Annotated in this window: 33 protein-coding genes; all 33 read right to left on the bottom strand. The window is 38.7% G+C overall.

Going from position 1 to position 26,536, the window contains the following annotated elements; translation table 11 throughout:
- Window positions 1–67: 67 nt before the first annotated feature.
- Window positions 68–850, bottom strand: a complete 783-nt coding sequence (locus GM182_RS03570; RefSeq protein ID WP_449187219.1) for a CheR family methyltransferase — start codon at window positions 848–850, stop codon at window positions 68–70.
- Window positions 841–1,887, bottom strand: coding sequence for a protein-glutamate methylesterase/protein-glutamine glutaminase (cheB, locus tag GM182_RS03565; RefSeq protein WP_449187218.1), 1,047 nt, complete (start codon window positions 1,885–1,887; stop codon window positions 841–843). Before cheB ends, GM182_RS03570 begins: the two co-directional genes overlap by 10 nt.
- Window positions 1,888–2,619 (bottom strand): flagellar brake protein, encoded by a 732-nt coding sequence (locus GM182_RS03560; protein ID WP_449187217.1) that lies wholly within the window; start codon window positions 2,617–2,619, stop codon window positions 1,888–1,890.
- A gap of 5 nt (window positions 2,620–2,624) precedes the next feature.
- Window positions 2,625–3,491, bottom strand: coding sequence for a MinD/ParA family protein (locus GM182_RS03555; RefSeq protein WP_449187216.1), 867 nt, complete (start codon window positions 3,489–3,491; stop codon window positions 2,625–2,627).
- Entirely contained in the window at window positions 3,478–4,530 is a 1,053-nt protein-coding gene (locus GM182_RS03550; RefSeq protein WP_449187215.1) for a flagellar biosynthesis protein FlhF, read from the bottom strand. The genes GM182_RS03555 and GM182_RS03550 overlap by 14 nt, the downstream gene beginning before the upstream one ends.
- Before the next feature lie 26 nt (window positions 4,531–4,556).
- Window positions 4,557–6,641: a flagellar biosynthesis protein FlhA gene (locus GM182_RS03545; RefSeq protein WP_449187214.1), complete on the bottom strand. Its 2,085-nt coding sequence runs from the start codon at window positions 6,639–6,641 to the stop codon at window positions 4,557–4,559.
- Between the two features lie 5 nt (window positions 6,642–6,646).
- Window positions 6,647–7,705 (bottom strand): EscU/YscU/HrcU family type III secretion system export apparatus switch protein, encoded by a 1,059-nt coding sequence (locus GM182_RS03540; protein WP_449187213.1) that lies wholly within the window; start codon window positions 7,703–7,705, stop codon window positions 6,647–6,649.
- Between the two features lie 6 nt (window positions 7,706–7,711).
- A complete protein-coding gene (locus tag GM182_RS03535) occupies window positions 7,712–8,479 on the bottom strand; it encodes a flagellar biosynthetic protein FliR (protein WP_449187212.1) in 768 nt (255 codons plus the stop codon).
- Window positions 8,464–8,727 carry a flagellar biosynthetic protein FliQ gene (locus GM182_RS03530; protein ID WP_449187211.1) on the bottom strand — a complete coding sequence of 88 codons (264 nt, stop codon included), beginning with the start codon at window positions 8,725–8,727 and terminating at the stop codon, window positions 8,464–8,466. The genes GM182_RS03535 and GM182_RS03530 overlap by 16 nt, the downstream gene beginning before the upstream one ends.
- Entirely contained in the window at window positions 8,727–9,395 is a 669-nt protein-coding gene (gene fliP, locus GM182_RS03525; RefSeq protein ID WP_449187210.1) for a flagellar type III secretion system pore protein FliP, read from the bottom strand. The genes GM182_RS03530 and fliP overlap by 1 nt, the downstream gene beginning before the upstream one ends.
- Window positions 9,392–9,688 (bottom strand): hypothetical protein, encoded by a 297-nt coding sequence (locus GM182_RS03520; protein ID WP_449187209.1) that lies wholly within the window; start codon window positions 9,686–9,688, stop codon window positions 9,392–9,394. Before GM182_RS03520 ends, fliP begins: the two co-directional genes overlap by 4 nt.
- Before the next feature lie 6 nt (window positions 9,689–9,694).
- Window positions 9,695–10,060 (bottom strand): response regulator, encoded by a 366-nt coding sequence (locus tag GM182_RS03515; RefSeq protein WP_449187208.1) that lies wholly within the window; start codon window positions 10,058–10,060, stop codon window positions 9,695–9,697.
- Window positions 10,061–10,080: 20 nt separating this feature from the next.
- Window positions 10,081–11,049 carry a flagellar motor switch protein FliN gene (fliN, locus tag GM182_RS03510; protein ID WP_449187207.1) on the bottom strand — a complete coding sequence of 323 codons (969 nt, stop codon included), beginning with the start codon at window positions 11,047–11,049 and terminating at the stop codon, window positions 10,081–10,083.
- The gene (gene fliM, locus GM182_RS03505) at window positions 11,049–12,128 is read right to left on the bottom strand and encodes a flagellar motor switch protein FliM (RefSeq protein WP_449187278.1); all 1,080 of its coding nucleotides are present in this window, start codon (window positions 12,126–12,128) and stop codon (window positions 11,049–11,051) included. The genes fliN and fliM overlap by 1 nt, the downstream gene beginning before the upstream one ends.
- Before the next feature lie 15 nt (window positions 12,129–12,143).
- The gene (locus tag GM182_RS03500; RefSeq protein WP_449187206.1) at window positions 12,144–12,590 is read right to left on the bottom strand and encodes a flagellar basal body-associated FliL family protein; all 447 of its coding nucleotides are present in this window, start codon (window positions 12,588–12,590) and stop codon (window positions 12,144–12,146) included.
- A 14-nt stretch (window positions 12,591–12,604) separates the two neighbouring features.
- On the bottom strand, window positions 12,605–13,036 hold the full coding sequence (locus GM182_RS03495; RefSeq protein ID WP_449187205.1) for a flagellar basal body-associated FliL family protein: 432 nt from the start codon (window positions 13,034–13,036) through the stop codon (window positions 12,605–12,607).
- On the bottom strand, window positions 13,033–13,863 hold the full coding sequence (locus GM182_RS03490) for an OmpA/MotB family protein (protein WP_449187204.1): 831 nt from the start codon (window positions 13,861–13,863) through the stop codon (window positions 13,033–13,035). The genes GM182_RS03495 and GM182_RS03490 overlap by 4 nt, the downstream gene beginning before the upstream one ends.
- Window positions 13,864–14,655 (bottom strand): motility protein A, encoded by a 792-nt coding sequence (locus tag GM182_RS03485; RefSeq protein ID WP_449187203.1) that lies wholly within the window; start codon window positions 14,653–14,655, stop codon window positions 13,864–13,866.
- Window positions 14,655–14,870, bottom strand: a complete 216-nt coding sequence (locus tag GM182_RS03480) for a flagellar FlbD family protein (RefSeq protein ID WP_449187202.1) — start codon at window positions 14,868–14,870, stop codon at window positions 14,655–14,657. Before GM182_RS03480 ends, GM182_RS03485 begins: the two co-directional genes overlap by 1 nt.
- Window positions 14,871–14,936: 66 nt before the next feature.
- The gene (locus tag GM182_RS03475; RefSeq protein WP_449187201.1) at window positions 14,937–16,550 is read right to left on the bottom strand and encodes a flagellar hook protein FlgE; all 1,614 of its coding nucleotides are present in this window, start codon (window positions 16,548–16,550) and stop codon (window positions 14,937–14,939) included.
- Between the two features lie 98 nt (window positions 16,551–16,648).
- Window positions 16,649–17,038, bottom strand: a complete 390-nt coding sequence (locus tag GM182_RS03470; protein ID WP_449187200.1) for a flagellar hook associated protein — start codon at window positions 17,036–17,038, stop codon at window positions 16,649–16,651.
- A complete protein-coding gene (locus tag GM182_RS03465) occupies window positions 17,035–17,409 on the bottom strand; it encodes a flagellar hook capping FlgD N-terminal domain-containing protein (protein WP_449187199.1) in 375 nt (124 codons plus the stop codon). Before GM182_RS03465 ends, GM182_RS03470 begins: the two co-directional genes overlap by 4 nt.
- A gap of 12 nt (window positions 17,410–17,421) precedes the next feature.
- Window positions 17,422–19,437 carry a hypothetical protein gene (locus tag GM182_RS03460; protein ID WP_449187198.1) on the bottom strand — a complete coding sequence of 672 codons (2,016 nt, stop codon included), beginning with the start codon at window positions 19,435–19,437 and terminating at the stop codon, window positions 17,422–17,424.
- An 18-nt stretch (window positions 19,438–19,455) separates the two neighbouring features.
- Window positions 19,456–19,866, bottom strand: a complete 411-nt coding sequence (locus tag GM182_RS03455) for a flagellar export protein FliJ (RefSeq protein WP_449187197.1) — start codon at window positions 19,864–19,866, stop codon at window positions 19,456–19,458.
- Window positions 19,853–21,172, bottom strand: a complete 1,320-nt coding sequence (gene fliI, locus GM182_RS03450) for a flagellar protein export ATPase FliI (protein WP_449187196.1) — start codon at window positions 21,170–21,172, stop codon at window positions 19,853–19,855. Before fliI ends, GM182_RS03455 begins: the two co-directional genes overlap by 14 nt.
- Complete coding sequence (locus GM182_RS03445; protein WP_449187195.1) at window positions 21,132–21,935, bottom strand: FliH/SctL family protein; 804 nt, start codon at window positions 21,933–21,935, stop codon at window positions 21,132–21,134. The genes fliI and GM182_RS03445 overlap by 41 nt, the downstream gene beginning before the upstream one ends.
- 14 nt (window positions 21,936–21,949) lie before the next feature.
- Entirely contained in the window at window positions 21,950–22,960 is a 1,011-nt protein-coding gene (gene fliG, locus GM182_RS03440) for a flagellar motor switch protein FliG (protein WP_449187194.1), read from the bottom strand.
- A gap of 2 nt (window positions 22,961–22,962) precedes the next feature.
- Window positions 22,963–24,537, bottom strand: a complete 1,575-nt coding sequence (gene fliF, locus GM182_RS03435; RefSeq protein WP_449187193.1) for a flagellar basal-body MS-ring/collar protein FliF — start codon at window positions 24,535–24,537, stop codon at window positions 22,963–22,965.
- Window positions 24,538–24,548: 11 nt separating this feature from the next.
- Complete coding sequence (gene fliE / locus GM182_RS03430) at window positions 24,549–24,839, bottom strand: flagellar hook-basal body complex protein FliE (RefSeq protein ID WP_449187192.1); 291 nt, start codon at window positions 24,837–24,839, stop codon at window positions 24,549–24,551.
- Between the two features lie 5 nt (window positions 24,840–24,844).
- Window positions 24,845–25,252: a flagellar basal body rod protein FlgC gene (gene flgC, locus GM182_RS03425; RefSeq protein WP_449187191.1), complete on the bottom strand. Its 408-nt coding sequence runs from the start codon at window positions 25,250–25,252 to the stop codon at window positions 24,845–24,847.
- Window positions 25,253–25,272: 20 nt separating this feature from the next.
- Complete coding sequence (flgB, locus tag GM182_RS03420; RefSeq protein ID WP_449187190.1) at window positions 25,273–25,671, bottom strand: flagellar basal body rod protein FlgB; 399 nt, start codon at window positions 25,669–25,671, stop codon at window positions 25,273–25,275.
- Complete coding sequence (locus GM182_RS03415; protein WP_449187189.1) at window positions 25,661–26,230, bottom strand: hypothetical protein; 570 nt, start codon at window positions 26,228–26,230, stop codon at window positions 25,661–25,663. Before GM182_RS03415 ends, flgB begins: the two co-directional genes overlap by 11 nt.
- Window positions 26,208–26,528 carry a hypothetical protein gene (locus GM182_RS03410; RefSeq protein ID WP_449187188.1) on the bottom strand — a complete coding sequence of 107 codons (321 nt, stop codon included), beginning with the start codon at window positions 26,526–26,528 and terminating at the stop codon, window positions 26,208–26,210. Before GM182_RS03410 ends, GM182_RS03415 begins: the two co-directional genes overlap by 23 nt.
- Window positions 26,529–26,536: the final 8 nt, after the last annotated feature.

Genomic DNA, 26,536 nt, shown 5'->3' with positions numbered 1-26,536 from the left:
CAAGAAAGATAGACCTATTAAATCTATTTGGTTTATAAAGGTAATAGGTAAAGCTGCGAGACACCAATTATACTTTATTTTCTACTTTTTTGTAAAATCCAGGCTTATGCAATTTCAAGCCCATCTTAGCAGTACCAAATATAATTTCACTCCCACCAACGAATAGATATCCTCCTACTCTAAGGGCACTGGCTAGCTTTTCCCACACCTTCTGCTTATGTTCTCTCTCAAAGTAAATAACAACATTACGGCACATAACAAGATCAAATCCCTTATCTATAGGCGGATCAGTAATTAGATTGTGCTTCCTAAATGTCACCATCCGTTTGATCTCAGGAGATATTACCCATTCTTCATCAGACACTTTAGTGAAATATTTTAGGTATTCTCCCTTCACATTAACCATTTCTCTCTTAAAGTATCTTCCCTCTCGTGCCCTCGCTAAAGCACCATCATCTATGTCTGTAGCTATAATTGTCACAGGAACATGTGGAAAGTCAACCTTCATAATAAGAGCCAGTGTGTAAGGCTCACACCCAACAGAGCAACCTGCGCTCCACGCCTTTAGTTTTCCTGTTTCTTTTATAAGTTCTGGTATAATCGTACGTTTTAAGTACTCCCACTTGTCAGGATTACGGAAAAATTCTGAAACATTGATAGTTAGTCTATCAATAAAATCTTTTTGGATTTTAGGATCATGCAGTACCTTATCAAGAAGTTCACTGTAATCACTAATACCATACCGTTTCATAAACAAGGCAAATCTCCTTCTCACCTGATCTTCACGATATCCTGAAAGATTTATCTTTAGCTTTCTCTCCACCTCAGCAATGAATTGCTTTAAATCCATTTTCTAACCTCCTTCACTATCTCATCTGCCATCTGATGAAGGGGCACAACTTTATCAGCCAATCCGGCTTTAACAACCGCCTTAGGCATACCATATATAAGTGCCGTTTCTTCACTCTCTGCAAATATTTTACCTCCAAATTGTTTGATAACTCGTGCTCCATCAGTGCCATCATCGCCTATACCAGTAAGAATTACACCTAATGTTTGTTTCTTGTATTCTCTTCCCACACTATCAAACAGTACATCAGCTGCAGGCTTAACACCTTTAACCTGAGGACCATCAAATAACTCTATTCTTCCACCACTAACACGCATATGAATACCACCGGGGGCAATATATACATAACCGGCTTTAACAGGTTCTCCATCTTCTCCCTCTTTAACGGTCAATTTAGACAGCTTGTTAAGACGCTCAGCTAAGGATTTAGTAAAACCTGCAGGCATATGCTGAACAATAACAACAGGAACAGGCATATCTTCTGGCAATTTAGGTACAACAGCTGTAAGAGCTCTGGGACCACCTGTAGAGGATGCAATTGCAACAATGCCAAGTTTTTCTTTACGTAATGTGGGACGGGATATACTCGTCGAAGAAGGTTGTGTCTCAGCAATCTCAGCCTTAGGAGTAGGAATTTTAGAACGGGCTACAAGTTTCACTTTTTCAATAAACATCTTCGAAAATTCAGATATATTGCTGGCAATATGACTCCAAGATGGCTTGAAAACAAAGTCTATAGCACCACTAGTGAGTGCCGTAGTGGTAATTTCGGCTCCCTCTTTAGTATGTGAGGAAAACACTAATATTCGGGTAGGCTTTTTAGCCATTACTTCTCTAATAACCTCGATACCATTCTTTTTAGGCATCTCTAAATCTAAAATAACCACATCGGGAGACAGTTCCATGATTTTTTCTACTGCCTCTACACCATCGGCTGCCTCTCCTACTATTTCAAACTCTGGGTCACGAGAAAGTATATCTTTGACAAATCGTCTTATTAGTAACGAATCGTCTACTACAAGTACGCGAATAGGCATTTAAAGCACCCCCTTCTTTATAAGCTCACGCTGCCTCTGCAAAACTGCCTTTATTATAAAATCTCTGTCTCTATCCGGTATATCTACAAAGGTAGCTCCAAATTCCGCATTGAGTTTGCTAAGTATAGGAATATCTCTAACGATTTTTATTTTCTGTATAAATTCCCGCTCATAATGATTACCCAAGAGGTCGTATTCCAATGAAAACCTAACTAACATGTATTTTCCTACTTTTATATCATATTGCTTCACCCAATTCATAGATACATTAAATCTAATCCCGCCACCAGATATATCTTTAATAACACCATCAAAGATATCAAATAGTTTTTCTTCCCACAGTTTGGGATAATCTTTATACGGAACATTAATTTCATCATCATTTAGCACCAAAAACTTTGCCATAATAAGCCATGGAACCCTAACATATTCTCTTCTTTGTTCTCTCTTTACTTCTTTGGGAACCCTAACAATAAGAGAAGGAATGGGCATAGCCCTCTGTTCAAGAACATCAGTCTCGAACACATAAAGGGCATCTTTGTGAACAAATCTTACATTGACTTTTCCACTAGTGATTTTTACCAGAGTTCCCTTATACATAGGAGCTGCAAGCACAATTCGATCTCCTTTAATATCCTCAACACGAGAAGTGTAAGATTGAATGTCTCCGCCTTCTTTAACCTCTATCCACACTTTTGATCCAACCTCAGGTAAAACAATTTTGCTGGGCAATGATATCACCACCTACGAGATAATGTTTTCACAATTTTATCCCAAAAAGAGACTCTCTTTCTCTCTGGTATATATACACCTAAAAGTTTCCTAGCAGCTGTCATCACCGATGTAGAAAACTTAGAAGTAGGTTTATATACGAGTATAGGTTTCTGTAATGAAACTGCTGCATGAACATCTGGATCATCAGGAATATTAACAAGATGTGCTATATCTCTATCAAAAAATCTTTTCACTAAGGTCGATAGCGCAATAAATGCCTTATCTCCCTCTGCTATATCTCTTACCATATTAACAACAGTCCATATTTTTCCATCATATCCCTTCTGGTTAAGCACCTTTAAAGTTGCATAGGCATCTGCTAGCGCAGAAGGTTCAGGAGTTGTAATAAGAATAAGTTCCGGAGAAGCTAAAGCAAAAGCTATAAGGGAACGAGTGATACCTGCGCCAGTATCGACAATAACAAAATCGAACATCTTACTCATATTATCAAGTACTTTTACCAGCATTTGAAGCTGGGTCTCTGTGAGATTTAGGACCTCTTCAATCCCAGAACAACCAGGTAATATAAAAAAATTTTCGTCAAACGGATAAACTACTTCTCGCCAATCTATACCCTTTACGATGATATCGTATATGGTAAGAGGATGTGAAGTACCAAGTAAAATATTGACATTTGCAAGACCTATATCAGCATCGGCTAACAAAACCTTTTTACCAAATTTGGACAGAGCAATAGAAAGATTTAAGGCAAAGTTTGTCTTACCAACACCACCCTTACCAGACGTAACGGTAATAAATCGAGTGTTTCTTTCTTCTGTTGTTGTAAGTCCAGATTCCGCCAACTGCTTTAGTACTCTAGCCTGATCCATTGATATTCAACCTCTCTATTAAATATTCTACATTGGGTTCCATAATATCATTTGGTACATTTTGCCCAGTAGTTACGTACACAAGGGGTATTCCTGTGCGCATTAAAAACTCCAGAGCAGGAGCAATATCATCTGTTTCGTCAAGTTTTGTCAATATAACACCTGATATTTTTATCTGCGAGGAGAATCTCTCATAAGCTGATAACATATCAACAAGCTTCATATTCGCAGCCAATGTTAAAAACACAATAGTCGAAGGAAAAGCTGATAAATAAGATGCCAACTTAACAATTTCTAAGCTATCCTTCGGACTTCTTCCTATAGTATCCACAAGTATATAATCGGAAGAGGAATGCCGCGATAAAGCAGGTGCTACCTCCTCTGGATTACGAATCACCTCAAATGGAACCCTAAGTATCTTAGCATATTCCTCAAGCTGTTCTATAGCACCGATGCGGTATGTATCTATAGAAAAAAGTGCCACATTCTTCCGCCTATACAGATGTAAAATCGAGGCTATTTTGGCAATAGTTGTTGTTTTACCAATCCCAGTAGAACCCACCAAGGATACAACCCTGGGAAGCAACTCTGTTCTATATTTATCAAAGGATTTAACATGAATATGTTTTTTGATATACCGTTTGAGAAAACTCTTCATTGCCTCTTCATCTTCTGCTGCCTGTAGAGGCATATTTTCACTAATAAGTAGAGAAAACTCTCGCGAAAAACCTAAATTCATAAAAAACCTTTCAACACTATTTTCAGATTTTTCTTGCGTGGATTCACTCAGAGTTTTTAACACTTTGAGCATAAGCTCCTTGTTTTCCTTTATTTCCCTGAGCAAATCTTCAACAGGGATTTTTTCTCGTTCTAACACACGGTTTCTAGGAGTTTCTCCCAACATACCATATTCATCTTTGGCGGCTGTTACCTCAACATATCTCTCTCCAAAAAATAGGTATTTCCTCTTATACTTAACATCAATAACAATAGCATCATTGCCCCACTCTTGTCTGATACGTTCTAAAACCCTATTCACATCTGTACCTCTAAAAACTTTTATAATCAGGAGAGCTTCACCACCTTATCTTGTACGAACTTGGCATCTCTTATTTCATTATAAGAGACAACAAAGGCACTTTGAGACACATATGTGTTAACAAAATCAAAAAAGTAATATCTAATACTGGGGGATACAGAAAACACCGGAGGAAAGCCATTTTCCAACTGTTCATTAACGGCATCTTTGAGGTTCTTTACCACTCGCATAATAGTACCCGGTGGAAAAGAAGCATTCTCATTTGTAAGCACAGGGGCAAGCATCTTCTCAAGATTCGGATCCAAAACTATGATATGTACATTTCCATCATCGGCCTTTATATGCTCAATGATGTGCTTTCTTACCCTCTCTCGTATTGAATCTATAACAAAAGGCATGGAGCTATTGACTTTATAGGCATCAACAGCTGTTTCTAAAACAGCAATCATATCCTTGAGTGGTACCTGTTCCATAAGTAACCTACGGATAATATTCTCTACTTCTCCAATTCCCATAGTATTAAGTACATCATCTACAACAGCCTGATATCTCTCAGCAAGATAATCCAAAAGTTCTTTTACCTGTTGTCTTGTAACAACTTCGTAAAGTTTTCTTCTAATAATCTCTCCCAAATGGGTAAGTATAACAGTTGATGCATCAACAATTGTCAAGCCCATGGCTTCTGCCTCAAACTTTGCCGAAGATGGTATCCACTTAGCCGGTAAACCAAATACCGGTTCTACAACTTCGATGCCCTGTAACAGCTGTAAATCATCTGGAGGTCCCATAGCCAAAAATCTATCAGTATACACTTCCCCTTTTCCTTCTTCGACTCCTCTAACCTTAATAACATACTCATTAGCTCCTAGAACATAGCTATCATGAACCCTCACAGGAGGAACAGGAAATCCTATCTCACTTGTAATATTTCTTCTCAGTAAAGATATACGACTAAGCAGATCGCCACCCTGCTCTATATCAAACAGAGGGAGAAGACCATAACCGAATTCAAGCTCAAAAGGATCAACACCGACAAGAGCCATCATGCTCTCCATAGCACCAATGGCCTCTTCTGGACCTCCTCCAGGAGCACCGCCTTCTACTCCAACACCACCAGACCCAATTTCTGTCCCCTCTGCCGTTTCAGCCTCTAGAGCTGGCACTGTCTCTTTTCTAAAGTATGTAGCTAACCAGTATAAAGCACCGGCAAGAAGTATGAAAACAATACGTGTAGAAAACCCTCCCATACCGGGAATAAGTGCAAATATTGCAAAAGCATATGCAGCATATTCCATAATTTTCGGATAAGATGTTAGTTCATCGATAACAAGAGAAGAAATGCCAACATCTTTGGATACACGAGTAACAAGTAAGCCGGCAGACATGGAAATAAGAAGTGAGGATAAGGTAATCTGAATAACGAAGCCAACAGACATAGAAAAATACTGCTCAAATGCTGCAGCAGCTTCCATTCCATGTATCATACCAACAAGAACTCCACCAAGAGAGCTGACAAGAGCTGCCAATACTGCGGCTAATACTTCTCCTTTAACAAATCGCGAAGCACCATCCATTGCACCAAAAAATGCTGCTTCTCTTTCCAGTTCTTTTCTGCGTTTACGAGCTTCTTCGGGTGTGATAAAACCTGCAGACACATCAGCATCTATGGACATCTGCTTACCGGGCATGGCATCAAGGGTAAAACGAGCTGCAACCTCGGCAATACGCTGCTGACCATTGGTTATAACCATATACTGGATAACGATAATAACAATAAATATTGCAAGACCTATAACAAAGTTTCCTGTGCCTCCAAGTATAAGCCTTCCAAATAAATCCGACAAAGCACCTGCACTACCTGTAGAAAGTATAGCCCTTACTGAAGCTACTATTAGTGAAAGATGTAAATAAACCATAAACAAAAGCAATGATGGATAAGAGGAAAATTTTATAGGATTATCAACGTATACACTAAGAAGCAGTATAACGAATGATAATGCCAAATTAATAGCAAACATCAAATCCAAAACAATAGGCGGTAAAGGATAAACAATGAGAATAAGACCAATTATGAAAAATATAACAATAGCTATACCTTTGTCTCCAAACAACGGCTTTACCTCCTACCTCTTCTCTTTCTCATAATAACATCTCTGATAATCTTTGCTACTTCTAGATAGAAATCTGGCTTAATATAATCGCCTACCTCATGTTCCCAGAATAGTCTCCTTGCCAATCGAGGCCTTCTAAATATAGGTATACCATGTTTACGGGCAATATCTTTGATTCTTTTCGCCATCCACCCTGTACCCTTAGCAACAATCTTAGGAGCAACCATATTCTCCTCATATTGAATAGCCACAGCAAACTCAGTGGGATTTGTTATCACTGCGGTGGCATTTTTCGTATCAATGAGCATTCGCCTCATGACCATTGCATACATTTTTTGCCTAATTTTACTCTTTACTTGAGGGTTACCCTCCATAGCTTTCATTTCCTCTTTAACCTCTTGTTTGGTCATTCGCATGTTTTTCATATAGTGCCATTTTTGATAATACCAATCTACAACAGCTATTAATAAATAAATCAATCCTACCCTCCAGAGAAGGCTATTGACAACTTCTATAAACTCATACATCTGAGCCTTGAAATTAACTCCCATAACAGATATCAGTGCAGCCCAGTGATCTTTAAGGTACAAATATACAACAGCACTAATAACAAATAATTTCACTATACCGAATAGTGTTTCCATAAGTTTATTGAGGGAAAACATGTTCTTCAAATTAGAAATTGGATTAAGTGCATCAAGCCTAGGAATAAGCCGCTTCCATGCGAGAACAAAACCTCCGAATACCATATTGGTTAAAACCACAACAACAAGGACAACAGCTCCCAGTAAAACAACAGTCCATACCCATAGTGATATTACAGGTTTCCAAGCTGAATATATTGTCTGTTCTGGCTTTAATAAGGATTCAGGAGATATGTCTCTCCAAAGTATAAGAAGCCTTGTCAGTGTGTACAAGGTCTTGTTATATACCATGCCTAACACAACTACAACAGCCAAGAACACAAGAGCTGATTGCATTTCCCTAGAACGTGGAACCTGTCCCTGTTCTCGGGCCCTTCTCAACTTTCGCGGCGTTGGCTTTTCAGTTTTTTCATCTGCCACAACCTATCACCTCAGAAGTGGCAAATACTTCTGAAGTATATCAGCCTGTATACCAATAGCATGGATCATAACTATATTGAGTGGTCTCATTAACAGTACCAATAAAAACAATGCTACAAATGTGCGGATAGGTAGCCATAATATAAAAATAGGAATATTACCAATACCACGATTGATAAGTCCTAGCGAAATTTCCAGCACCAATACAACTATAGTGAGAGGTAATGCTAGAGACATACCCCAAATGGTGGCTTTAGCAATGAACCAAACAACATGTTCTATACCTAGTGAAGTAAACATTGCACTACCTAGCGGTAAAACCCGGTAGGTCTCTATAATCATCTTTAACAGAAGTTCAAATCCACCAGAGGCAAAGAATAAAGTTGCAAAATACATACCAATGTATTGACCCAAAATAGCAGTACGCTGACCAGTTACAGGATCCATCATATTAGCCATACTAAAACCAGAAGATATATCATACATGGCACCTGTTAATTCGAGACCTACAAGAAACAAGCTGGTAACGAAACCTAAAAAAACACCTACAAGAAACTCTATAATAAACATACCAAGAAGAGAATAATGAGGTACAACAATACCCTTATGTGAGAGATATAAAGACACAATAACGGCCAATATGGCTGCAAGGGCCGACTTGATACGCAAAGGAAAAATGCGAGGATTGAGAAACATCAGACCTATAAAAAACCCAAATATTCTTGGATATACAGTTATAAATGTTGCAATCTCCATGGCTACAAGGTATTCCAAGTAGCTATAATTTCAGCAAGGAGTTTGGCAAGTGCTTTGAATACTATTGGAGTACCAAGTACAACCATCAGCATAGCAATAAGAAATTTGGGCACAAAGTTCAACGCAGCATCATGGATTTGCGTAACAACCTGAAACAAACTAATCAGAAGACCTATAACAACAGCAACAAGCAGTACAGGCATAACCCATAAAAGAACCATAACAAGCACTTTTTGAAACCAGAAAAACACAAAATCAGTCAACATTATTTAAAACTCCTCGCTAAACCCATAATAACAAGATCCCACCCATTGGCTATTATAAACAACATAACCTTTAAAGGTAAAGAAATCATCATGGGGGGAATCATGAACATACCTAATGACATTAGAACCGACGCCACAACAATATCAAGAGCTATAAATGGTAAATATATAAGAAAACCCATTAAAAAAGCCTTCTTCAATTCAGAAACCATAAATGCGCCGGCAGCAATGGCAAACGGTGTGTCTTTAGCCTTAGCAGGTGGTTTCTCTCCTGCAATTGTAAACATCATTTCCAAATCCTTCTGATCCGTCTGCTTAAGCATAAAGTCCTCTAAATACCCAGAACTCCTATCCACAAATTCCTGTAATGTAATGTCACCATTTGAGTAAGGCACCCAAGCATTAGCATATATGTCTGTAAATGTAGGTTTCATAATAACAAATGTGAGTATCAGGGATAGTGTAACAAATACTTGGGCAGATGGAAACTGCTGAAGTCCCATAGCATTGCGAAGAAAACTAAAAACAATAGAAATGCGAAGAAAGGTAGTAAAAAACATAATAATATAAGGGGCAATACTAAGAACAGTAAGCAAAGCAATAATTTGCACAATATATGGTTCATTTCCGAGTCCTGGTAAAGATATAACAAGCGTAGAGGTATTCACTCTCCTAGTACCTCCTTAAACGAGACCTCACCACTGCTAGTATGTTTTTCTTCCTCCCAGATATCAAGCAAACGAAAATCTTTATCAGAAAAAGCCACCATATAATATTTATCTCTATACTTCAAAACAACAATATGCCATTTAAAATCAATCACAAACCTATCAACAATAATAAAGCCCCCTGTGTTACTATTCCAGGGGGCTATTTTCTTCTTTAACCAGATTATAAACCACGCACTACCACCAATTATTAGTAGTGTTATAAAGACATAAAGATACAAATACCAACTCATACTCTATCATGAAGATAGCGCTTTATTGACAGCTTCGAGTAATCTATCAGGCTGGAATGGCTTGACAATAAAATCTTTAGCACCTGCCTGAATAGCCTCGATAACAAGTTGCTGCTGCCCCATAGCACTAACCATAATAACCTTGGCATTGGGATCAATCTCTTTTATCTTCTTAAGTGCCTCTATACCATCCATTTCTGGCATGGTAATATCCATTGTTACTAGATCTGGTTTAAGTTTTTTATACAGCTCAACGGCTTCAGCACCATTAGATGCTTCACCGACAACTTCAAAACCATTCTTGGTAAGAATGTTTTTAATCATCATTCTCATAAAAGCCGCATCATCTACAATAAGCACCTTTTTACCCACGGCCAACACCTCCTATAAATTTACACATTCATTAATCTCTCTCTTTTATCTACTATCTCTAATATTCTAACACCAAATGACTCATCTATAACGACAACTTCACCACGGGCTATCACTTTACCATTAACAAGTACATTCATAGGTTCACCTGCAAGTTTATCAAGCTGGATAATAGACCCTTCACCCAATGACAATAGCTCTCTTAAAGTCATCTTTGTACGACCAATTTCTACTGAAATCGTAACATTCACATCAAGTAAAAGCTCTAAGTTCTCAGGGTAAGGCTTTACACTATCTGCTGGTTGAAGAGGAGCAAAATCAACTTCCTGCACATCTTCTGTACCTCGAGCAATTTTACCACTTACAAAATCTGTTGGACCAACAGAACTGCCCGCAGGAGGAGACGTGGAACTTGTAGCTTCTCCTGAAACGGTGGATTCAGGCACTGGCTCCTCGGATTGAGGAGCACTGGCAAAGCTTTCAATGATATCCACTACCTCAGGGCTAAGACCAATATACATTGTAGTATTTCCAATACCTTCAATTTCAGTGGATATGGCAAAATATTTAAGGTTATCGGGAATTTCATCAACAGATAGTATTTGATTATCTACAGGCTCTATATCAGACGTTTTGCCGTATGTTCCAGCCATTGTATTGGTAAAGGCACTAATCATTTGATTGGCAAGCTCGGCAAGAGTACTAACCACCATATCATCTTCAAGGGTAGCTGCCATCATACCAAAAACCTGAAGCATAAGATTAGCTATATTAAGGGCATCTTCTCCCCTCAAAACAATAGCAGCACTACCAGATAAATCTCCTGACAGGTTATAAGACGCGTAAAACACCTTGCCAAGGTCACTTTCAATAGCAGAAGGCTCTACCTCTTCTCCCAAATTCATTGTGACCGACTTTCCAAGAACTCCTTGTAAAACATCAGCAAGTGAATCAATTAGGGGTTTCCATACTTCTTCCCTTGTTGGCACTATTCTTTACCCCCTTCTTTTTCTTCTTCGCCCGTATCCTTAGTCTCTTCAGACTCTTCGGCTAATATATCTAGAGTATTAATATCCAATCCTAATTCTCGCATAGACTCCTCTATGCTCTTATCCTCTCTATAACTAACAACCTTAACAGCCCTTGTTCTGCCTACGGTGCCAGGTATGGCCTTATATAGCTTATGGCCTTCAACCTCTACATCAATAGGTTCGTTAACTTTTCTATCTAAAATTATAACATCCCCAACCTCTAGAAGCAGTAAATCATTAATGGGAATGTCAGTTTCCCCAATAACAGCTGCAACATCAAACATAACGTCTTTAATTGTATTAAGTACCTTTTTCTTATCACGCTTAATCTTCCTAATACTGGTAAACCACATCTGAGCAGAGAGTTTTTGAACATAAGGCTCTAAGACAACATAAGGAATAGCCACAGTCATTATTCCCGTCATTTCCTGCATTTTTACCTCCATAGTCGTGACAGCTGTAATATCACTTGGAGGAACAAGCTGAACAAAACTCGGAGAATATTCAAGTCTTACAGCTTGAAAATTCCAATTGGCAACGGGTTGCCAAGCTTCTGATAAAGAAGAGTTAATAATATCAACAATACGCTGCATAAGTTTCTCTTCCAGAGTTGTCAGACCTCTAAGATTAGATATCGGCTTTCCTGGACCACCAAGAAGTTTATCAATAATAATGAAAACAAGAGGTAAAGACATTTCAAGAATGATGTTAGCCGACTCACTGACATCTTCTATAACCATAAATGTTGGTTCTGTTAACGAACGAATATACTCTTGATATGTGACCTGATCTACAGACACAAGATTAATTTCTATAGCTGTACGCAAATAACCTGAAAGACCGGTAACGGCAGAACGGGTAAAGTTCTCAAATATCATTTGAATTGTTCTAAGCTGATCTTTAGACAACTTATCAGGACGGCGAAAATCATATATCTTTACATCTTGCTTTTTTGTCTCTTCTTCAATTTTAACCTCACCGGTTTCAAGAGCAGCAAGCAAGGCATCAATTTCTTCCTGACTGAGAATATCTGGCACCAATATCAATTCCCCCTACATGGGTAATTTTGTTATTAGTTTTTCTGTATAAAACACATCTACGACAACGGTCTTTCCATAAAAATCATTGATAGCTTCTTTTATCTCATTCATTATCTGATCCATGCCTTCCGATGTGAAATCACCCGGTTTCTTTCTACTAATAACACTTATGATTATATCCTTTATAGCTGCCATGTCAGGATCTTTGGCTGTTATCTCATCAAGAGTTTTTTGATCCTTAAATTTCAATGTCAACTTTATCTGCACTATCCACGAATAATCAGATAGATTTATGGTCATTTTAGGCATATCATATAGTACAGATTCATCCTTGGTCGATTCCTGCGTTTTATCCTCGGCTTTGGGAGCCATTTTCGGACCTATGAAAAATACACCTATAGCTAAACCGACGGCAATAGCAACTATTGCAATAAGTATCGGTACAAGTAGCTTTTTCACATCCCCACCCTCCTTTACTGTGGAAGTTTAGATATAAGTAGTTCCGTAACAAATATCCTTAATACAACCTTATCTCCATAAAAGTTATTAATAGCTTCCACAACAGCTGCCATAGTTGCTCTTCTTCTATCCCCTACAAAATCTTCTGGCTTGAACTTAGCTAAAGTTCGAATAATAATATTTTTTATCTCAGACAAGTTTGGATCCTTTTTCATGATCTCATCCAGTGTTTTCTGATCTCTAAACTCTAAAACAGGTGACATAATAACAATATATGACATTTCATCTAGATTAATTTGCATCTTTCCCAAAGAATATAATACTCCTTCTTGTGGCTCAACTGTAGGAGGTTTAGGAATAAGCATAGGACCAATTACAAATCCTCCTATAGCAATACCCAAAATCGCTGCAATAATAGGTATCAATATTGGTAGCAATTTCTTCATTTCTGTCCCCCCTTAGACGAAGCAGTAGAGGTACCTGTTAACGATGGTGTCTCTGGTATCTTAATATTTATCTCAACTCTCCTGTTAAGTGCTCTATGTTCTGGCGTATCATTAGGATAACGTGGTCTATACTCGCCATATGTAGCAGCACACATTTTGGCGGGATTAATTCCCTCCTTTTCAAAGAAATGCAAAACAGCTAAAGCACGGGCAGCACCTAGCTCCCAGTTTGATGGAAACTGGGGTGTATGAATAGGAATATTATCGGTATGTCCCGTAATACATATCTCTCCGTTGGCATTTGCCAATACTGGAACGAGTTTTTTCAAGGCTGCTTTCATTTCCGGTTTTATTGTAGCCTTTCCCAAATCGAAGAAAATATCACCCTGCAAAATTAAAGTAATTTCTCCACTAGCCGTCTTAACCTCAACAGGCTGTTTGGCAAGTTCAGATAATATTTTTTGTTCCTCTTTTCCCATCTTTGAGAGTTTTTCCTTAAGAGCCTCTTCTACGGCTTTTTGTATCTCTTTGGCAGCTCCTTCGGCATTAGCATAAGTCTGCATAACTGTCATAGGACCAACTTGAATAACATCCGGAGGTACGGGCATAGGTGGGGTAAAAATAGGATTAGCCGGTAAAACTCCTAAACTTCCACCAAATGTAATAATAAAGGAAAATGCTATCTGCTCAAACTTCACAGGATTAATTGTCGAAAACGCATATAGCAAAATGAAGAAAACAAGAGTATTAGTAACAAGGTCACCATAACTCAAACACCATAATGGTGCCCCTCCACCTTCTTCACATTTACATTTATTTTTTGCCACTTACTGTCCGCCTCCTCCACCAGACAATGCTTCTTCAACAGCCTTACGATCTGCTGGAGAAAGAAACGATTTGAGCCTTTCTTCTAAAACTCGAGGATTCTCTCCTGCCTGTATAGCTAAGAGCCCTTCAACAACCATCTGCCTAATAGCAGCCTCTATCTCGTCGTTTGCAGCCAACTTTTTACCTATGGGCAGCATGAACATATTTGCCACCATAGAACCATACAATGTTGTAATCAGAGCTAGAGCCATGGACGGACCAATGGTGGACGGATCATCAAGCTGTTTAAGCATTTTAATCAAACCAACAATGGTACCTATCATACCATAAGCAGGTGCCAATTCACCCCAATAGTCAAAAACCTTTTTATACATTGCATGCCTGGCTTGCATGGCTTCAATATCTGCTTCTAAAATCCCCCTAACAGACTCAGGATCAACACCGTCTACAACAAGCTGAACCCCTCTCTTTAGGAAGTCATCTTCTATTTCTTGTATAGCTTCCTCCAAAGACAAGAGTCCTTCTTTTCTTGCCCTGTATGCAAGGTTTACCAGCGTCGTAACAAGTTGAACAGGATCTAGTGTAACCCCTTTTAGAGCAGCACTAATAACACCACCAATACCTGTTATCGTCTTTAAAGGTAAGGAGGCAATCGTTGCACCCAGTGAACCACCAATGGTAAGTAAAGCAGAAGGCAAACTAATAAATGTAGAAATTGGCACACCACCAAGCATACCTGATATAACTAATATAGTCGCTAAACCCAAACCCGCAAGTAGTGCTATATCCATTAGTCACTAACCTCCTCTACCCCATGCTGTCTCCGAATAAGAAATCTCCCTTTAAATTCTACTATAAGTTCTATTATTTCATCTATGGACTCCTTAACTACATACTTATGACCATTTGTCAATGTAACAACGGTATTGGGGGTTTCTTCAATAAGTTCAATGTGCTCAGGATTAAGGTAAAACACAGTTCCATTAAGCCTATGCAGTTTTATCACGTTACCACCCCCAATGTAAAAGTGTAAGGGAAGGAGCATAACCCCTTCCCTTACTTATATCGGCTACTATCTCTTAATATTCAGTATCTCTAATGTGATTTCATCCGCCGTTGTTATCACTCTACTATTGGCCTGGAAACCTCTCTGGGTAATAATAAGATCTGTAAATTCTTCTGCTAGATCTACATTAGACATCTCCAAAGCTCCGGAGATAACCTCTGACCCAAGGTCATCAGCTGTTTTAAAGCCTTCAAAGCCACTATTTGCAGAATCAGACCACAAGTTAGATCCTTCCCTCTGCAAACCTGCAGGGTTAGAGAAAGAAGCTAAGGCTATCTGTGCTAATGGTTTAACAAGCCCGTTGGTAAATGTACCAACGACTTGCCCATCTGGGGTAATAAAGAAACTTTCAAGTTTCCCCTCTTTAACACCATCTGCAGAACCTGAAACAGTAGACTGTGACGCATATTGAGTTAAAGCATTAAATGTCAACCTAATATCCATAGGATTAGCTCCGGCAAATTCAGAAAGTAGTGGATCATTAGGATCTATTGGTATTGTAGGCTCTGAAGTTGTTGCAGAGTTTGCAGGATCAAAAGGATCACCAGCTGGATCGGCTGTGTTGTAATAAACACTCTCAAACCTACCATCATTGGTAAAAGTTACACCGAATTTCCACACTTTAGATCCAATACTAACTGTGGCAATCCATGTGTTAGCGCTTCCATCTTTAGGTGTCATTGTAACAACCATGGCATGTTCTCTTCCAAGAGAATCTATAATACCACTAACACTGAATGTGATATTATCAGAGGCGGTTGCAGCAGCATCAAGGTTACCGCTGAAAGATATAGAAGATGTAGGAGTAGGCGCCATACTCATATCTTGAGGAATAACGATATCACCAACTTTACCAGCATCTGGAGTAATATCAGGATCTGCAAAAATCGCTGTTACAGATGCACTTTGTAAATTATTGAAATCTATACTAATATTCTGCCCATGCCATCTCAAACTCGCTATCTGTCCTCCAATAACTCTATTGGTCGATGCATCAAACGTAATAATATGGTTGCTTAAAACCACAGGAGCAGAAGCATTAACTCCGTCGTAAATAGTAGCAATGACACCATTGGTAGTGGAGTCGAATTTTACAGTAAGCACATGTTCCTGTCCTAATTCATCATAGACACGAATTAAGGTTTGTGTTGTCGTAGATGTATCAATTGAACCATGGACATTTACCTTAGCAGTAGGAGAAATACTCCAGCCTTGAACTTTAAGACCAGTAGCAGAACTAACAAGAGCACCATTAGTATCTATGTCAAAACTACCATCACGGGTATAAAAATATCTCTGACCATCAGACAAAACAAAGAAACCTCCGCCCTGAATGGCAAGATCGGTAATTCTACCAGTTTTTTGGATAGCTCCCTGAGTCATAATATTATTGATATTAGACACCTGAACACCTAAACCTATCTGCGAAGGATTAGTGCCTCCTCTACCTGCATATGGTGCCCTTGCTGCACGATTCATGAGATACAAAACATCTCTAAAAGTGGCCTTAGCAGATTTATAGCCCACAGTATTAGCATTGGCAATATTGTTTGAAATAACATCAATACGAGTATTGTGGGCCTTAAGGCCAGAAATGGCAGTGAAGAAAGATCTCAACATACACAAACACCTCCCTTTGGCGCTTTTTAAAGCGCCTGGGAGCCTCCGCCAGTGCGGTCCAGCTACCCAGGCAATATCTCAAACCACCGTCGCGCGAATTATACAAACACTACCCCATCAATCTGGGAAAAAACAGCATCTTTTTTAAACGGTGGGGTTTTCACCGTAATAACAGTTCCATCTTTAACACCCACAACCGCTATAAGATCATCCATAACGACTACACCCTCTTTCACCCCCTTATTTCTTAATTTGGTGATACCATCAGCCAATCTTAAAAGATGATCTTGGGTAAAATCAATTTTTCTGAATCTAATCCTATCAAGTGCATGTTTGGAAAATTTAATACCCATAGAAGAAGCAAGCTCCTGCATAAAAGGAGATAAACCAACAGATACTCTCTGCTCCTGTTTTTGCGCACGAGAAATATTTAATCTAGTTGATTCTGGTCCTCCAAGATTTTGTATTTGTTTATATCGACCTATCATACGGCACCACCAGAGATATCTTGTGTTTTCTTATATATATTATACGCACTTGTTGGATTAACTGTTGCATTCGAAGATGCATCTGTAGGCTTCCCTCCAACAGCCTCATTTATGCTTTCTAGTACCTTCTTAATATCATCTAGCTTCTCACTCACCTCTATGATTTTCTCTATCAAAGTAAGCTGTGTAAATTGCTCCAACATCTTATCGCTATCCATTGGTGATAGAGGATCTTGATATTTAATATTAGCTATAAGGAGCCTTAAAAAATCATCTTTGCCTAGACCAATATTAGACCAACTGTCTTTATGTGTTACATCTTCTGTGAAACCTGCTTTTATTGGATTATTGACAGAATCTACAGAGGGCATATGCCTCCCCCCTTATGCATAAATATTAATACCTGCACCTTTGTTAGCACTAGAAGGTGCCTTATACTCCGTATTCGACATAACAGGGACATTGTAAGCATTACTATAAATATCTCTAATCCAACTTACATACTCATGTTGCTGCTTATAACTGTGCCATGTCCCGTTATGCCCCATAAACGACCAATTCATATGACGAGCATCCTGTCTTAACCCCATCATAGACGACTGATTAGTTACATATACCTTGACATCTCTTACATGTATATCTTTCTCTATTAGTGCGTTAATAAGCACATGTTTCTGCAAATGCAATGTCTTGGCCATATCTTTATCTGACATCATTTCCAGTAAAAACTCCCCTTTTTCCACATCAAATGATAATTTCATTCTCACAATACTATCATCGATCTTAACAGCCATATATGTAGGATACTTATGCTTACTCTTCATAATTTCTACTGTTCTGACCAAATTATTTAAAGTTTTAAGAGGTATCCGATTTTCCTGAGATAACTGTTTATCTTGATTGTCACTAACAGATAGCTTGCTCACATCAGTCGCCACATGCTTGTGATAGTTGATTTCATCAGTATGACTTATCTTTTCCTCCTTAACATGTTTATCATTTGAGACCTTTTGCCCGGTATCCATTTGATGCTCAGGTATATTATCTGTCTTAACTATTTCACCATCTTGCATATCCCTCAACAGAGAGTTTTTAATGCCAGTAAAGTTTACAGATAGCTTGGTATTCGAATTACTCCCCATATCAACTTTAGCATCATGCATATCTACATGCACTGCAGTGGTGATTCCTTTAGATACACCAATCCCCTTAGGTGAAGTTCCCACTTGTTCTTTATTCTCACTATTCTTATTAGACAACTTCAAGAAGTGCTCGATTGTTACTTTGGCAAACTCTTTATCCGCAACAATATCTTTCTTTGTATTTTCCCATTCATCTGCAGTAATAGGAACAATCTCAATAGGATCAGTAATAACATACTTACCTCTACTACTAACTTGAGGTATCTTTACACCTTGAATCTTGCTGCTAATAACACTTTGATGTAACTGCTTTACCTTAAAATTATCACTTACATAGGCAATAACCTGGTTAGTCTGATGCACTTCATGAAATATACCATCTTCAGCATGGTTTTTAGAGTGGTAAGCTACTTGCGTTGTCTTGGTATGAGACTTATTGGTAGAAAACGCATGTATACTCGAACTATTTGGAAATGTACTTTGGCCATTATTATGGTCTTTTGTTATCTTGTTTTCAATAACTTTACCAGTCACTTTAATACCTTTTGCATCTTTACCAGTATCCTGATGGCTTTCTTCGACATCTACTAACCTACTCTTAACTCTTTCCTCAACCTTGCTGGGAACATTATTGATAGCTTTATCTGCGAATAAGGTCCTTACATGCTTTTCATGCCCCAACATAGCGTGTTTGTCGTTCTTAGCTGAAATGTCAATTGATTTTTCCCCTTCAGATTTCTTTGCATTCACTACTAAAACATTTGAATGATCCTCTACATTTTCTACCGTTCCATCCTTAGAAATTTTCGTATCGCTTGCATGGATATCGGTATAAATACCTTCACCAGTGTGTTTTACATTTTCAACGTTAGAAACAGTATTTTCGCTTTGGATTTCTTTTTGGTTCATATGTATAGTTGCAATTGCTTGAACGAGCTCAGGATCTGTCGAAAACAATAACGCAATATCCTTAAGAATAGCAGATGCCAAAAAATTTGTTTGTTTACCTTTATGGGACTTTTTCTGCATTTCTTCTATCTTCTTCACAAGATCATCTAGAATATCACTTTCTTTAGAAAACTGCTTTTGTTCAGCTAATTTGCCTATCAAATCCGCAAGTGAAGAAAAATCTTCTTTCATTAGCTCAGTTAGTAATTTAGCAAATACATCTTTATCAATCGAGGCACCTGTTTTTTCACCACCTTGCGCATTGCCCAATGATTGGCCTAAAATCATGAGTAGCTGCCCTATCTCCACTTTTTCACCTCCTTTCCTTTATGATTTTTTCAGATAGCTTTTATAGGAAGCAAAGTCATCCAAAACCTCTTGGAGACTTTGCATTTCCTCAATAAATACCTGCTCTTTCCACATTTCTTCCAGTTTCTCCATCATTTTTAAACGAACATTAGCTTGGAGAAGTTCCTGTCGCTTCTCCTGTAAATTATTATAAGCCTCTATGAGGTCTTTTTTCGCCTTTTCAATACGCTTTACCAGGTTAGCAAGCTCAACCCAATCTATTTCTCCCCTTTGAAAACGTTGACGATAATCCTTATAGACACCTGTGTATTCCTTAGATTTAACAGCTAACTCTCTTACACGAGCGGCAGCCTCTGAAAAAGCCTCTTCAGCTAGCTTCTCCTCAACTTCTCTAATTCTTTTTATACGGGCAAATCTAAACCTCTTCATCGCTAAGTATCCTCTTCATCCATTCAATCGTTTCCGGAAGCGATGTCTTTTCATAAATATCTTGTCTTAAAAATTCGTTAATCTGGTCTATTTTATTCAGAGCATAATCTATTTTCGGATTTGTACCCATTGAGTAGGCCCCGATATTGATAAGGTCTTCAGCATCTCGATATATTGCTAAAATCTCTCTTATTTTCATAGCAAGCTCCATATGCTCCCTCGTAACGACATCTGGCATAACACGAGACACACTTTGAAGTACATCTATTGCGGGGTAATGAGAACGGTGTGCTAGCTTCCTGGAAAGCACTATATGACCATCTATAATGGAACGAACTGTATCCGCGACTGGTTCATTCATGTCATCACCTTCTACAAGGACCGTAGAAATAACCGTGATACTACCACGTTCACTGGCACCACCTCGTTCAAGAAGGCGAGGCAAAAGCCCAAAGACAGAAGGAGTATATCCCCTAGTTGTAGGTGGTTCGCCAGCCGAAAGGCCGATCTCACGCTGAGCCATAGCAAAACGTGTCACGGAATCCATCATGAGAAGAACATCTTCACCCTTATCACGAAAATATTCAGCAATAGTAAATGCAGTAAATGCAGCTCTTACTCTAACAACTGCCGGCTGGTCAGATGTAGCAACCACAAGAACACTCTTCTTTAATCCTTCCTCTCCAAGAGATTTGTATATAAAGTCTTTGACTTCTCTTCCACGCTCTCCTATTAACGCTATAACATTAACCTCTGCAAGTGAGTTTCTTGCAATCATACCCATTAGCGTACTCTTGCCAACACCTGAGCCAGCAAATAGTCCTATTCTCTGCCCTTTACCTATAGTAATAAGCCCATCTATAGCCCTTACTCCCGTTTCAAGAGGTTCTTCAATGGGCTTACGCTTTAACGGATGAGGGGGATAAGCATATATGAGTCTGGTTTCGCCATATATTTCTCCATACTCATCAAGAGGTCTTCCTAATCCATCAACAACTCTACCAAGAAGTGCATCACTAACCTTCACAGAAACAGGCTTACCAGTTGTACGAACAAGGCTACCAGGCCCTACCCCAATAAGATCACCAATAGGCATGAGAATAGTTTTTCCCTCTTTGAAACCTACAACCTCAGCCCATATGCTATTACCAGAAGGGGTAATAATTTCGCACAATTCACCGACAAAAGCACCTGGAGTATAGGCCTCTATGGATAGACCAACAACATCAATAACCTTCCCATATGAGGAAAATGGGGAAAATTCACTAACCTTTTTTTTGAGATCCTCCAATGCTTGTTTGAGCATAGTACCCCATCACTTCCTTTATAAGCTCTCTAAGATTGTCTATAGCAGAAGACAAACGAGCATCAACTAACCCTAGCTGTGAATCAGCAATAACCCCGACATCTACATGAGGATCTTCATTAACAACTATCTTTCTAATATTAATATCCGTCTCCATGATCTTATCAGCTATTTTAGATACTTTCTCATAAAGATGGGAAGGAACCCTTAACTCTATCACCTCTGAACCTTTAAGTTTAGAAATAGCCTGTTTAACATATCCTTCCAAAAACTCATTATCTACATCCAATGCCTTACCAGAAATAGCCTTGGTAATTTCTGCAATAACCTCTGGCAACATCATAAGAAGCTGTCTCTCCATATCGGAATAGATATTCTCTATTTCCCGTTTAATAGAAACATTTATTTGCTGAAGCTCATCTCTGAGACGCGATATTTCAGTATGTATCATCTCTATCTGGGCTATATACTCATCTAGTGTCGCTTTTACCTTTTCACCAGCATCGATATAAGCCTTGTTATAGCCATCGGTGTATCCATTTTCATAAGCCTCCTTATAGGCCCTTTCTTTTACGCTCTCCAATATACCCTCATAATATTCCCTTATTTTTTGAGTATATTGTTCCACTTGCTCCTTTACAGGATCATGGCCCGTTTCTTCGCTTGACTTAGGCGTATATTCCCCTACAACAATCTTGTCGCCTTTACGATATACGGCAACCCTCTTTAAAGACTCTATACCAGACTTTTTATCCTTTGGCAACGGAGATCACCACTTTACATAACAACATCTTCGCCGCCACGCACAATAACAATTTCCCCTGCCTCTTCGAGTCTACGGATAATAGCAATAATCTTCTGCTGGGCTTCTTCTATTTGTTTTACACGTACAGGCCCCATATACTCCATTTCTTCCTGAAGCATCTGTCTTGCACGTTGTGACATATTTTTAAATATTTTTTCTTTTACTGCATCACTAGCACCCTTCAGTGCTATAGCAAGGTCTCTAGCATCAACTTCTCTAAGAACCCTTTGAATGGATCTATCGTCAAGAAGAACAATATCTTCAAAAACGAACATCTGTTTTCTAACTTCTTCAGCTAAAGCAGGATTGATACTATCCAAATATTCCAAGACAGCCTGTTGGGTCTGCTGGTCAACAGAGTTAAGAATTTGTACAAGCGTGGCAATACCATCAACCTTAGTCATATCTTGCCCAGCAGAGAAGGCAGAGAATCTACGCTTAAGCTCCTCTTCTATGGTGCGAATAACTTCAGGCGATGTTCTATCAATAACAGCCATACGATAAGCCACCTCTTGAGCCAGTTCAGGAGGCAAGCTAAGAAATACAGCGGTAGCCTGTTGAGGAGTTAAATAGTTAAGAAGCAATGCAATAGTCTGGGGATGCTCATTTTGAATAAGGTTGGCTACCTGTTGAGGATCAAGTTTTCTAAGAAATTCAAAAGGTACAACTTGCATAGCCCCAACAAGCTTTTTAAATATCTCTTCGGCTTTCTGTGGACCATATGCTTTTTCTAAAACTTCCTTCGCATATTCCAAACCGCCTTTACCAATATACTCTTTAGCCATAAGAAGGGTATAAAACTCTTCTATGACTTTCTGTCTCACAGATTTAGGTATTTCTTTGATTTTGGCAATTTCTATAGCCAATAGCTCCGCATCCTGTTCAGGTAAATACTTCATAACTTTGGCTGCCCAATCTTTACCTAGTATCACCATCAAAACAGCCGCTTTATTGTATTTCATTTCCTTACCACGACCAGGCACAGTTAAACCTCCTCCTCAAGCCATATCTTAACAAGAGCCGCCACACGTTCAGGCTGTGATGCAATGATTTCTCGGATACGATCAATAATTTCACGTTCACGCTGCTCCTCCGGCGACAACTCCTCTTCTTCGATAAGACCTCTCTCTTTGAGAAGTTCTTCAATAATAGCCTGTGGTTCTGGCAACGGCTCCTTTCTGGACTTACCCATAACAAGGAATGCAAAAGCCAGCAGCGTTGTTAAAAGGAATAATCCAATTGGTACTCCAGAAGTCAACAAAAATGTTTTCCAATCGAATCCTTTCGGGGCAGAAGCTTCTCTAAGTTGCTTAACGGGAGCAGGAACTACAACAACATGTTCACCATCAGTATCAATACCAAGTCCTTGAATATAAGCTTTAACAATATCCTCTATCTTTTGAGCAGACCATTTCAAGTTCTTCAAGGTATCAGAATCAAAGATAACACTAACACTAACATCTTTGACATGTCCCCCATTATCTTCAAAGGTTGTAACAGTTTTATCCACCTCGTAATTTACCGTTTTTTCATCATAAGTACGAGAAGAAGTTTGCCCTGTACCATATGGATAAGTTGGACCAGTACCAGCAACATTACCAGCAGTACCAACAACTCCTCCCTGATTACCATTAACTTCTCTCTCATGCTTCTCACTAAGTGATAAGGTTGAGGTGTCACCATAATCTTCTGACACCTTCTTCACCTTAGACACATCAACATTAACAGATACTCTCACATCAAACAAAGATGGATCTATACCAATACTAATAAAATGCTCCTTTAATGCAGTTTCTATGGAAAAAGCAAGTCGCTGTTCAATCTGGAATTTATAATCTATAGCATCAAAAGACATACCGCTGTTATACATCTTAGGATACCAAAGAACTCTACCACTAGTATCAGCAACCGTTATCTGATCAGGAGTAAGCCCATCAACAGCACCGGCAACAAGATTAACTATTGCTCGAACCTCTTCATCTGTTAGCCTCGCTCCATATTTAGGCTCTACTATAACCGATGCCTTAGCGGTAGATGTAACCTGTTCGGCAAAAATATTTTTTGAAGGTAAAACGATGGATACCCTAGCATCCTTCACATTGTTGAGCTGCTTGATAATATTAGTAAGCTTTTGCTCAAGCACTCGTTGTTCAAATATACGCTCTTGCTCCTGAGACAAAAACATTGCTCTAGTTTTATCAAATATAGAGTATTCATCACCAAACTTGCCGCTAATACCTTGTGCTGCTAGCTCAATACGTAATTTGTCTACATACTTATCTGGAACTAAAATCGTCCGGCCTCCATCCACCAGTTTGTAGGGAATATTTTTCTGATCAAGATATGCCGTGATAGATGCAGCCGTATCAGGTGATAAATCAGTATACAATATTTGATAATTAGGACGACTAACCCAAAATAGTAATCCTCCTAAAAGCAAAAAGATAATAACAAACACAGCAACAATTTGTTTTCTTCTTGCACTATCAAGAGAATTCCAAAACTCCAGAAAATCTTTAACTACTTGGATATCTTTGAGTCTCTCAATAAAGTTTTTCACGTCATATCACCTTACATTGCTATTCTCATGAACTCTTGAAAACCCTCCATCAATCTATTCCTAACCTGTATAATCATCTGAACCGCCAAATCGAGTTGAGAAGCCATGGTAATGGCATCGGGTAATTTATCCAAGTTACCTGCAGCCACTTCCTTCATAACGCTATTCGTCTGCTCCTCAAACTGCTGAAGTTCATCAAGTATTTTGGCAAAATCCTTTGCCCCGGGAAGAGTCTTCTTCGTTGTTTTGGTAATTCCCGTTATACCAGAAGCTCCACCAATACCCCCCACTTTATCAATCACATACATCACCTACCTATTTCTAGTGTTTTCAAATACATATTCCTTGCAATACTAATTGTTGTCGTATTAGCCTCATATGCCCTCTGAGCTGCCATAAGGTCGACAATCTCTGTAGCAAAATCGATTCTCGGATAAGCAACATAACCCTGAGCATTGGCATCTGGATGATTGGGATCATATACCATGCGAGGAGGTCTATTATCTTCTACAATTGCCGCAACTCTTACCCCATCCACACTACCATTCTCTTCTACAATAGGTTCAAATACCACAAATCTTCTTCTATAGGGACCACCGGTAGGTGTTCTCGTTGTATCAATATTGGCAAGATTATCAGAAACAATATCCATTCTGAGTCTTTCCGCAGTTAGTGCCGAGGCAGCACTTTTAATCGGTGAAAAACCAAAGTCCATACCACTCACCACCTTCACACTTATCTAATGACACTTGTCAACACAGAGCGCAATGTGCTAAATCTCTGTGATAACAACTTAGCTACACCACCATACCACATAGAGTTTTGCATTAGTTCTACAAGCTCTTTATCAATGTCAACATTATTTCTATCACTTCGCCATGATAGATTTTTGTCTTCTTGCGTTCTTGGAAAAATGACCCCATCAGAATATTTAAAATGTCTGGGATTATCACTCTTTAAGGGCTGTCCCATTCTACCACGAGTTATGTAATCCACCATATCTTTAAAGTTTAAGTCCTTTCTCTTATAGAAGGGGGTATCAACATTGGCAATATTATCAGATAGCAAATCTTGCCTTTTAGATGCCACATCCATAGCCCTAGCCAAAACACTACTAATATCGTTAATTTTCACTACCATCACCCACCTTTTCACATGCAGGTGTATCTAAACTTTGAAATTTAAGTAGATAAACATCCCCTTTATATTTCACAAACTCAACCCAAGCAGAATGTCTGCACTTATATTTTACATACTTTTCCTCCTTGGGTAACCAAAAACGGTAAACTCCTTCATATACAACCTTAAACGGTATCCTAAATTTAGCTGTAGGATCATCTTTATCTGACACAGCATACCTATCTACAGAAACAATTTTCATTGAAATAATTTCTGGCGGCTTATTAACATTAGACGCAGACATTACCGTATTTTTCCATGTGTTAAAGTAAGATTCAACCTGAGGTCTCATCTCTGTTCTTGTATCAGGAGGGTACATATTAACAATAGCATCCACATCCATAGAAGGTAGATATACCTCAATGAGGTTATAAAGCATCTTTTTAGCTTTGGCTATATCAGCATCGGTAACATAATCTGGCTTTTTAGTAGGAGAACAACCAATAAAAACAAGGATCGACAAAAAAACCAAGAATAGAAGAACAATTGTTTTAAACCTGACTGTTTTTTCCATAGGTCTTCGCCGCCCTTTGCAACTTAGGTATCATTTCTAAATTTCCTTGAATAGATTTAACTTTTTCGTCTATACTGGCTAAAATGGACTCCTGTCTTTTAATTATCTTCATCGCACGGGGCTTTATAGTGTCTTTTTGCTCCTTTGTTAAGCCTTTCACCTCTTCATCAATCAACGCGATAATGTGATCTATTTCGGAAATTAGACCCATGACATCGGCATACTTGTCTTCTTCCAACAATTTCTCAATCCTATCCAGTAGCTTTTCATAAGAGGTGAGATATTCATCAATCTTCACATATATCC

This window comes from Zhurongbacter thermophilus, assembly GCF_026184435.1.
GTDB lineage: Bacteria > Coprothermobacterota > Coprothermobacteria > Coprothermobacterales > JAADFF01 > JAADFF01.
This window is presented reverse-complemented; position numbering and strand designations above follow the sequence as displayed.

Coding starts and splice junctions, on each gene's coding strand:
- flgC (WP_449187191.1), bottom strand. CDS start 25,252: ATGGACTTTGGTTTTTCACCGATTAAAAGTGCTGCCTCGGCACTAACT.
- GM182_RS03470 (WP_449187200.1), bottom strand. CDS start 17,038: ATGATAGGTCGATATAAACAAATACAAAATCTTGGAGGACCAGAATCA.
- GM182_RS03465 (WP_449187199.1), bottom strand. CDS start 17,409: ATGCCCTCTGTAGATTCTGTCAATAATCCAATAAAAGCAGGTTTCACA.
- GM182_RS03555 (WP_449187216.1), bottom strand. CDS start 3,491: ATGGATCAGGCTAGAGTACTAAAGCAGTTGGCGGAATCTGGACTTACA.
- GM182_RS03530 (WP_449187211.1), bottom strand. CDS start 8,727: ATGTTGACTGATTTTGTGTTTTTCTGGTTTCAAAAAGTGCTTGTTATG.
- cheB (WP_449187218.1), bottom strand. CDS start 1,887: ATGCCTATTCGCGTACTTGTAGTAGACGATTCGTTACTAATAAGACGA.
- GM182_RS03520 (WP_449187209.1), bottom strand. CDS start 9,688: ATGAGTTGGTATTTGTATCTTTATGTCTTTATAACACTACTAATAATT.
- GM182_RS03570 (WP_449187219.1), bottom strand. CDS start 850: ATGGATTTAAAGCAATTCATTGCTGAGGTGGAGAGAAAGCTAAAGATA.
- GM182_RS03495 (WP_449187205.1), bottom strand. CDS start 13,036: ATGAAGAAATTGCTACCAATATTGATACCTATTATTGCAGCGATTTTG.
- GM182_RS03415 (WP_449187189.1), bottom strand. CDS start 26,230: ATGGAAAAAACAGTCAGGTTTAAAACAATTGTTCTTCTATTCTTGGTT.
- fliI (WP_449187196.1), bottom strand. CDS start 21,172: ATGCTCAAACAAGCATTGGAGGATCTCAAAAAAAAGGTTAGTGAATTT.
- GM182_RS03455 (WP_449187197.1), bottom strand. CDS start 19,866: ATGAAGAGGTTTAGATTTGCCCGTATAAAAAGAATTAGAGAAGTTGAG.
- GM182_RS03475 (WP_449187201.1), bottom strand. CDS start 16,550: ATGTTGAGATCTTTCTTCACTGCCATTTCTGGCCTTAAGGCCCACAAT.
- GM182_RS03485 (WP_449187203.1), bottom strand. CDS start 14,655: ATGGATATAGCACTACTTGCGGGTTTGGGTTTAGCGACTATATTAGTT.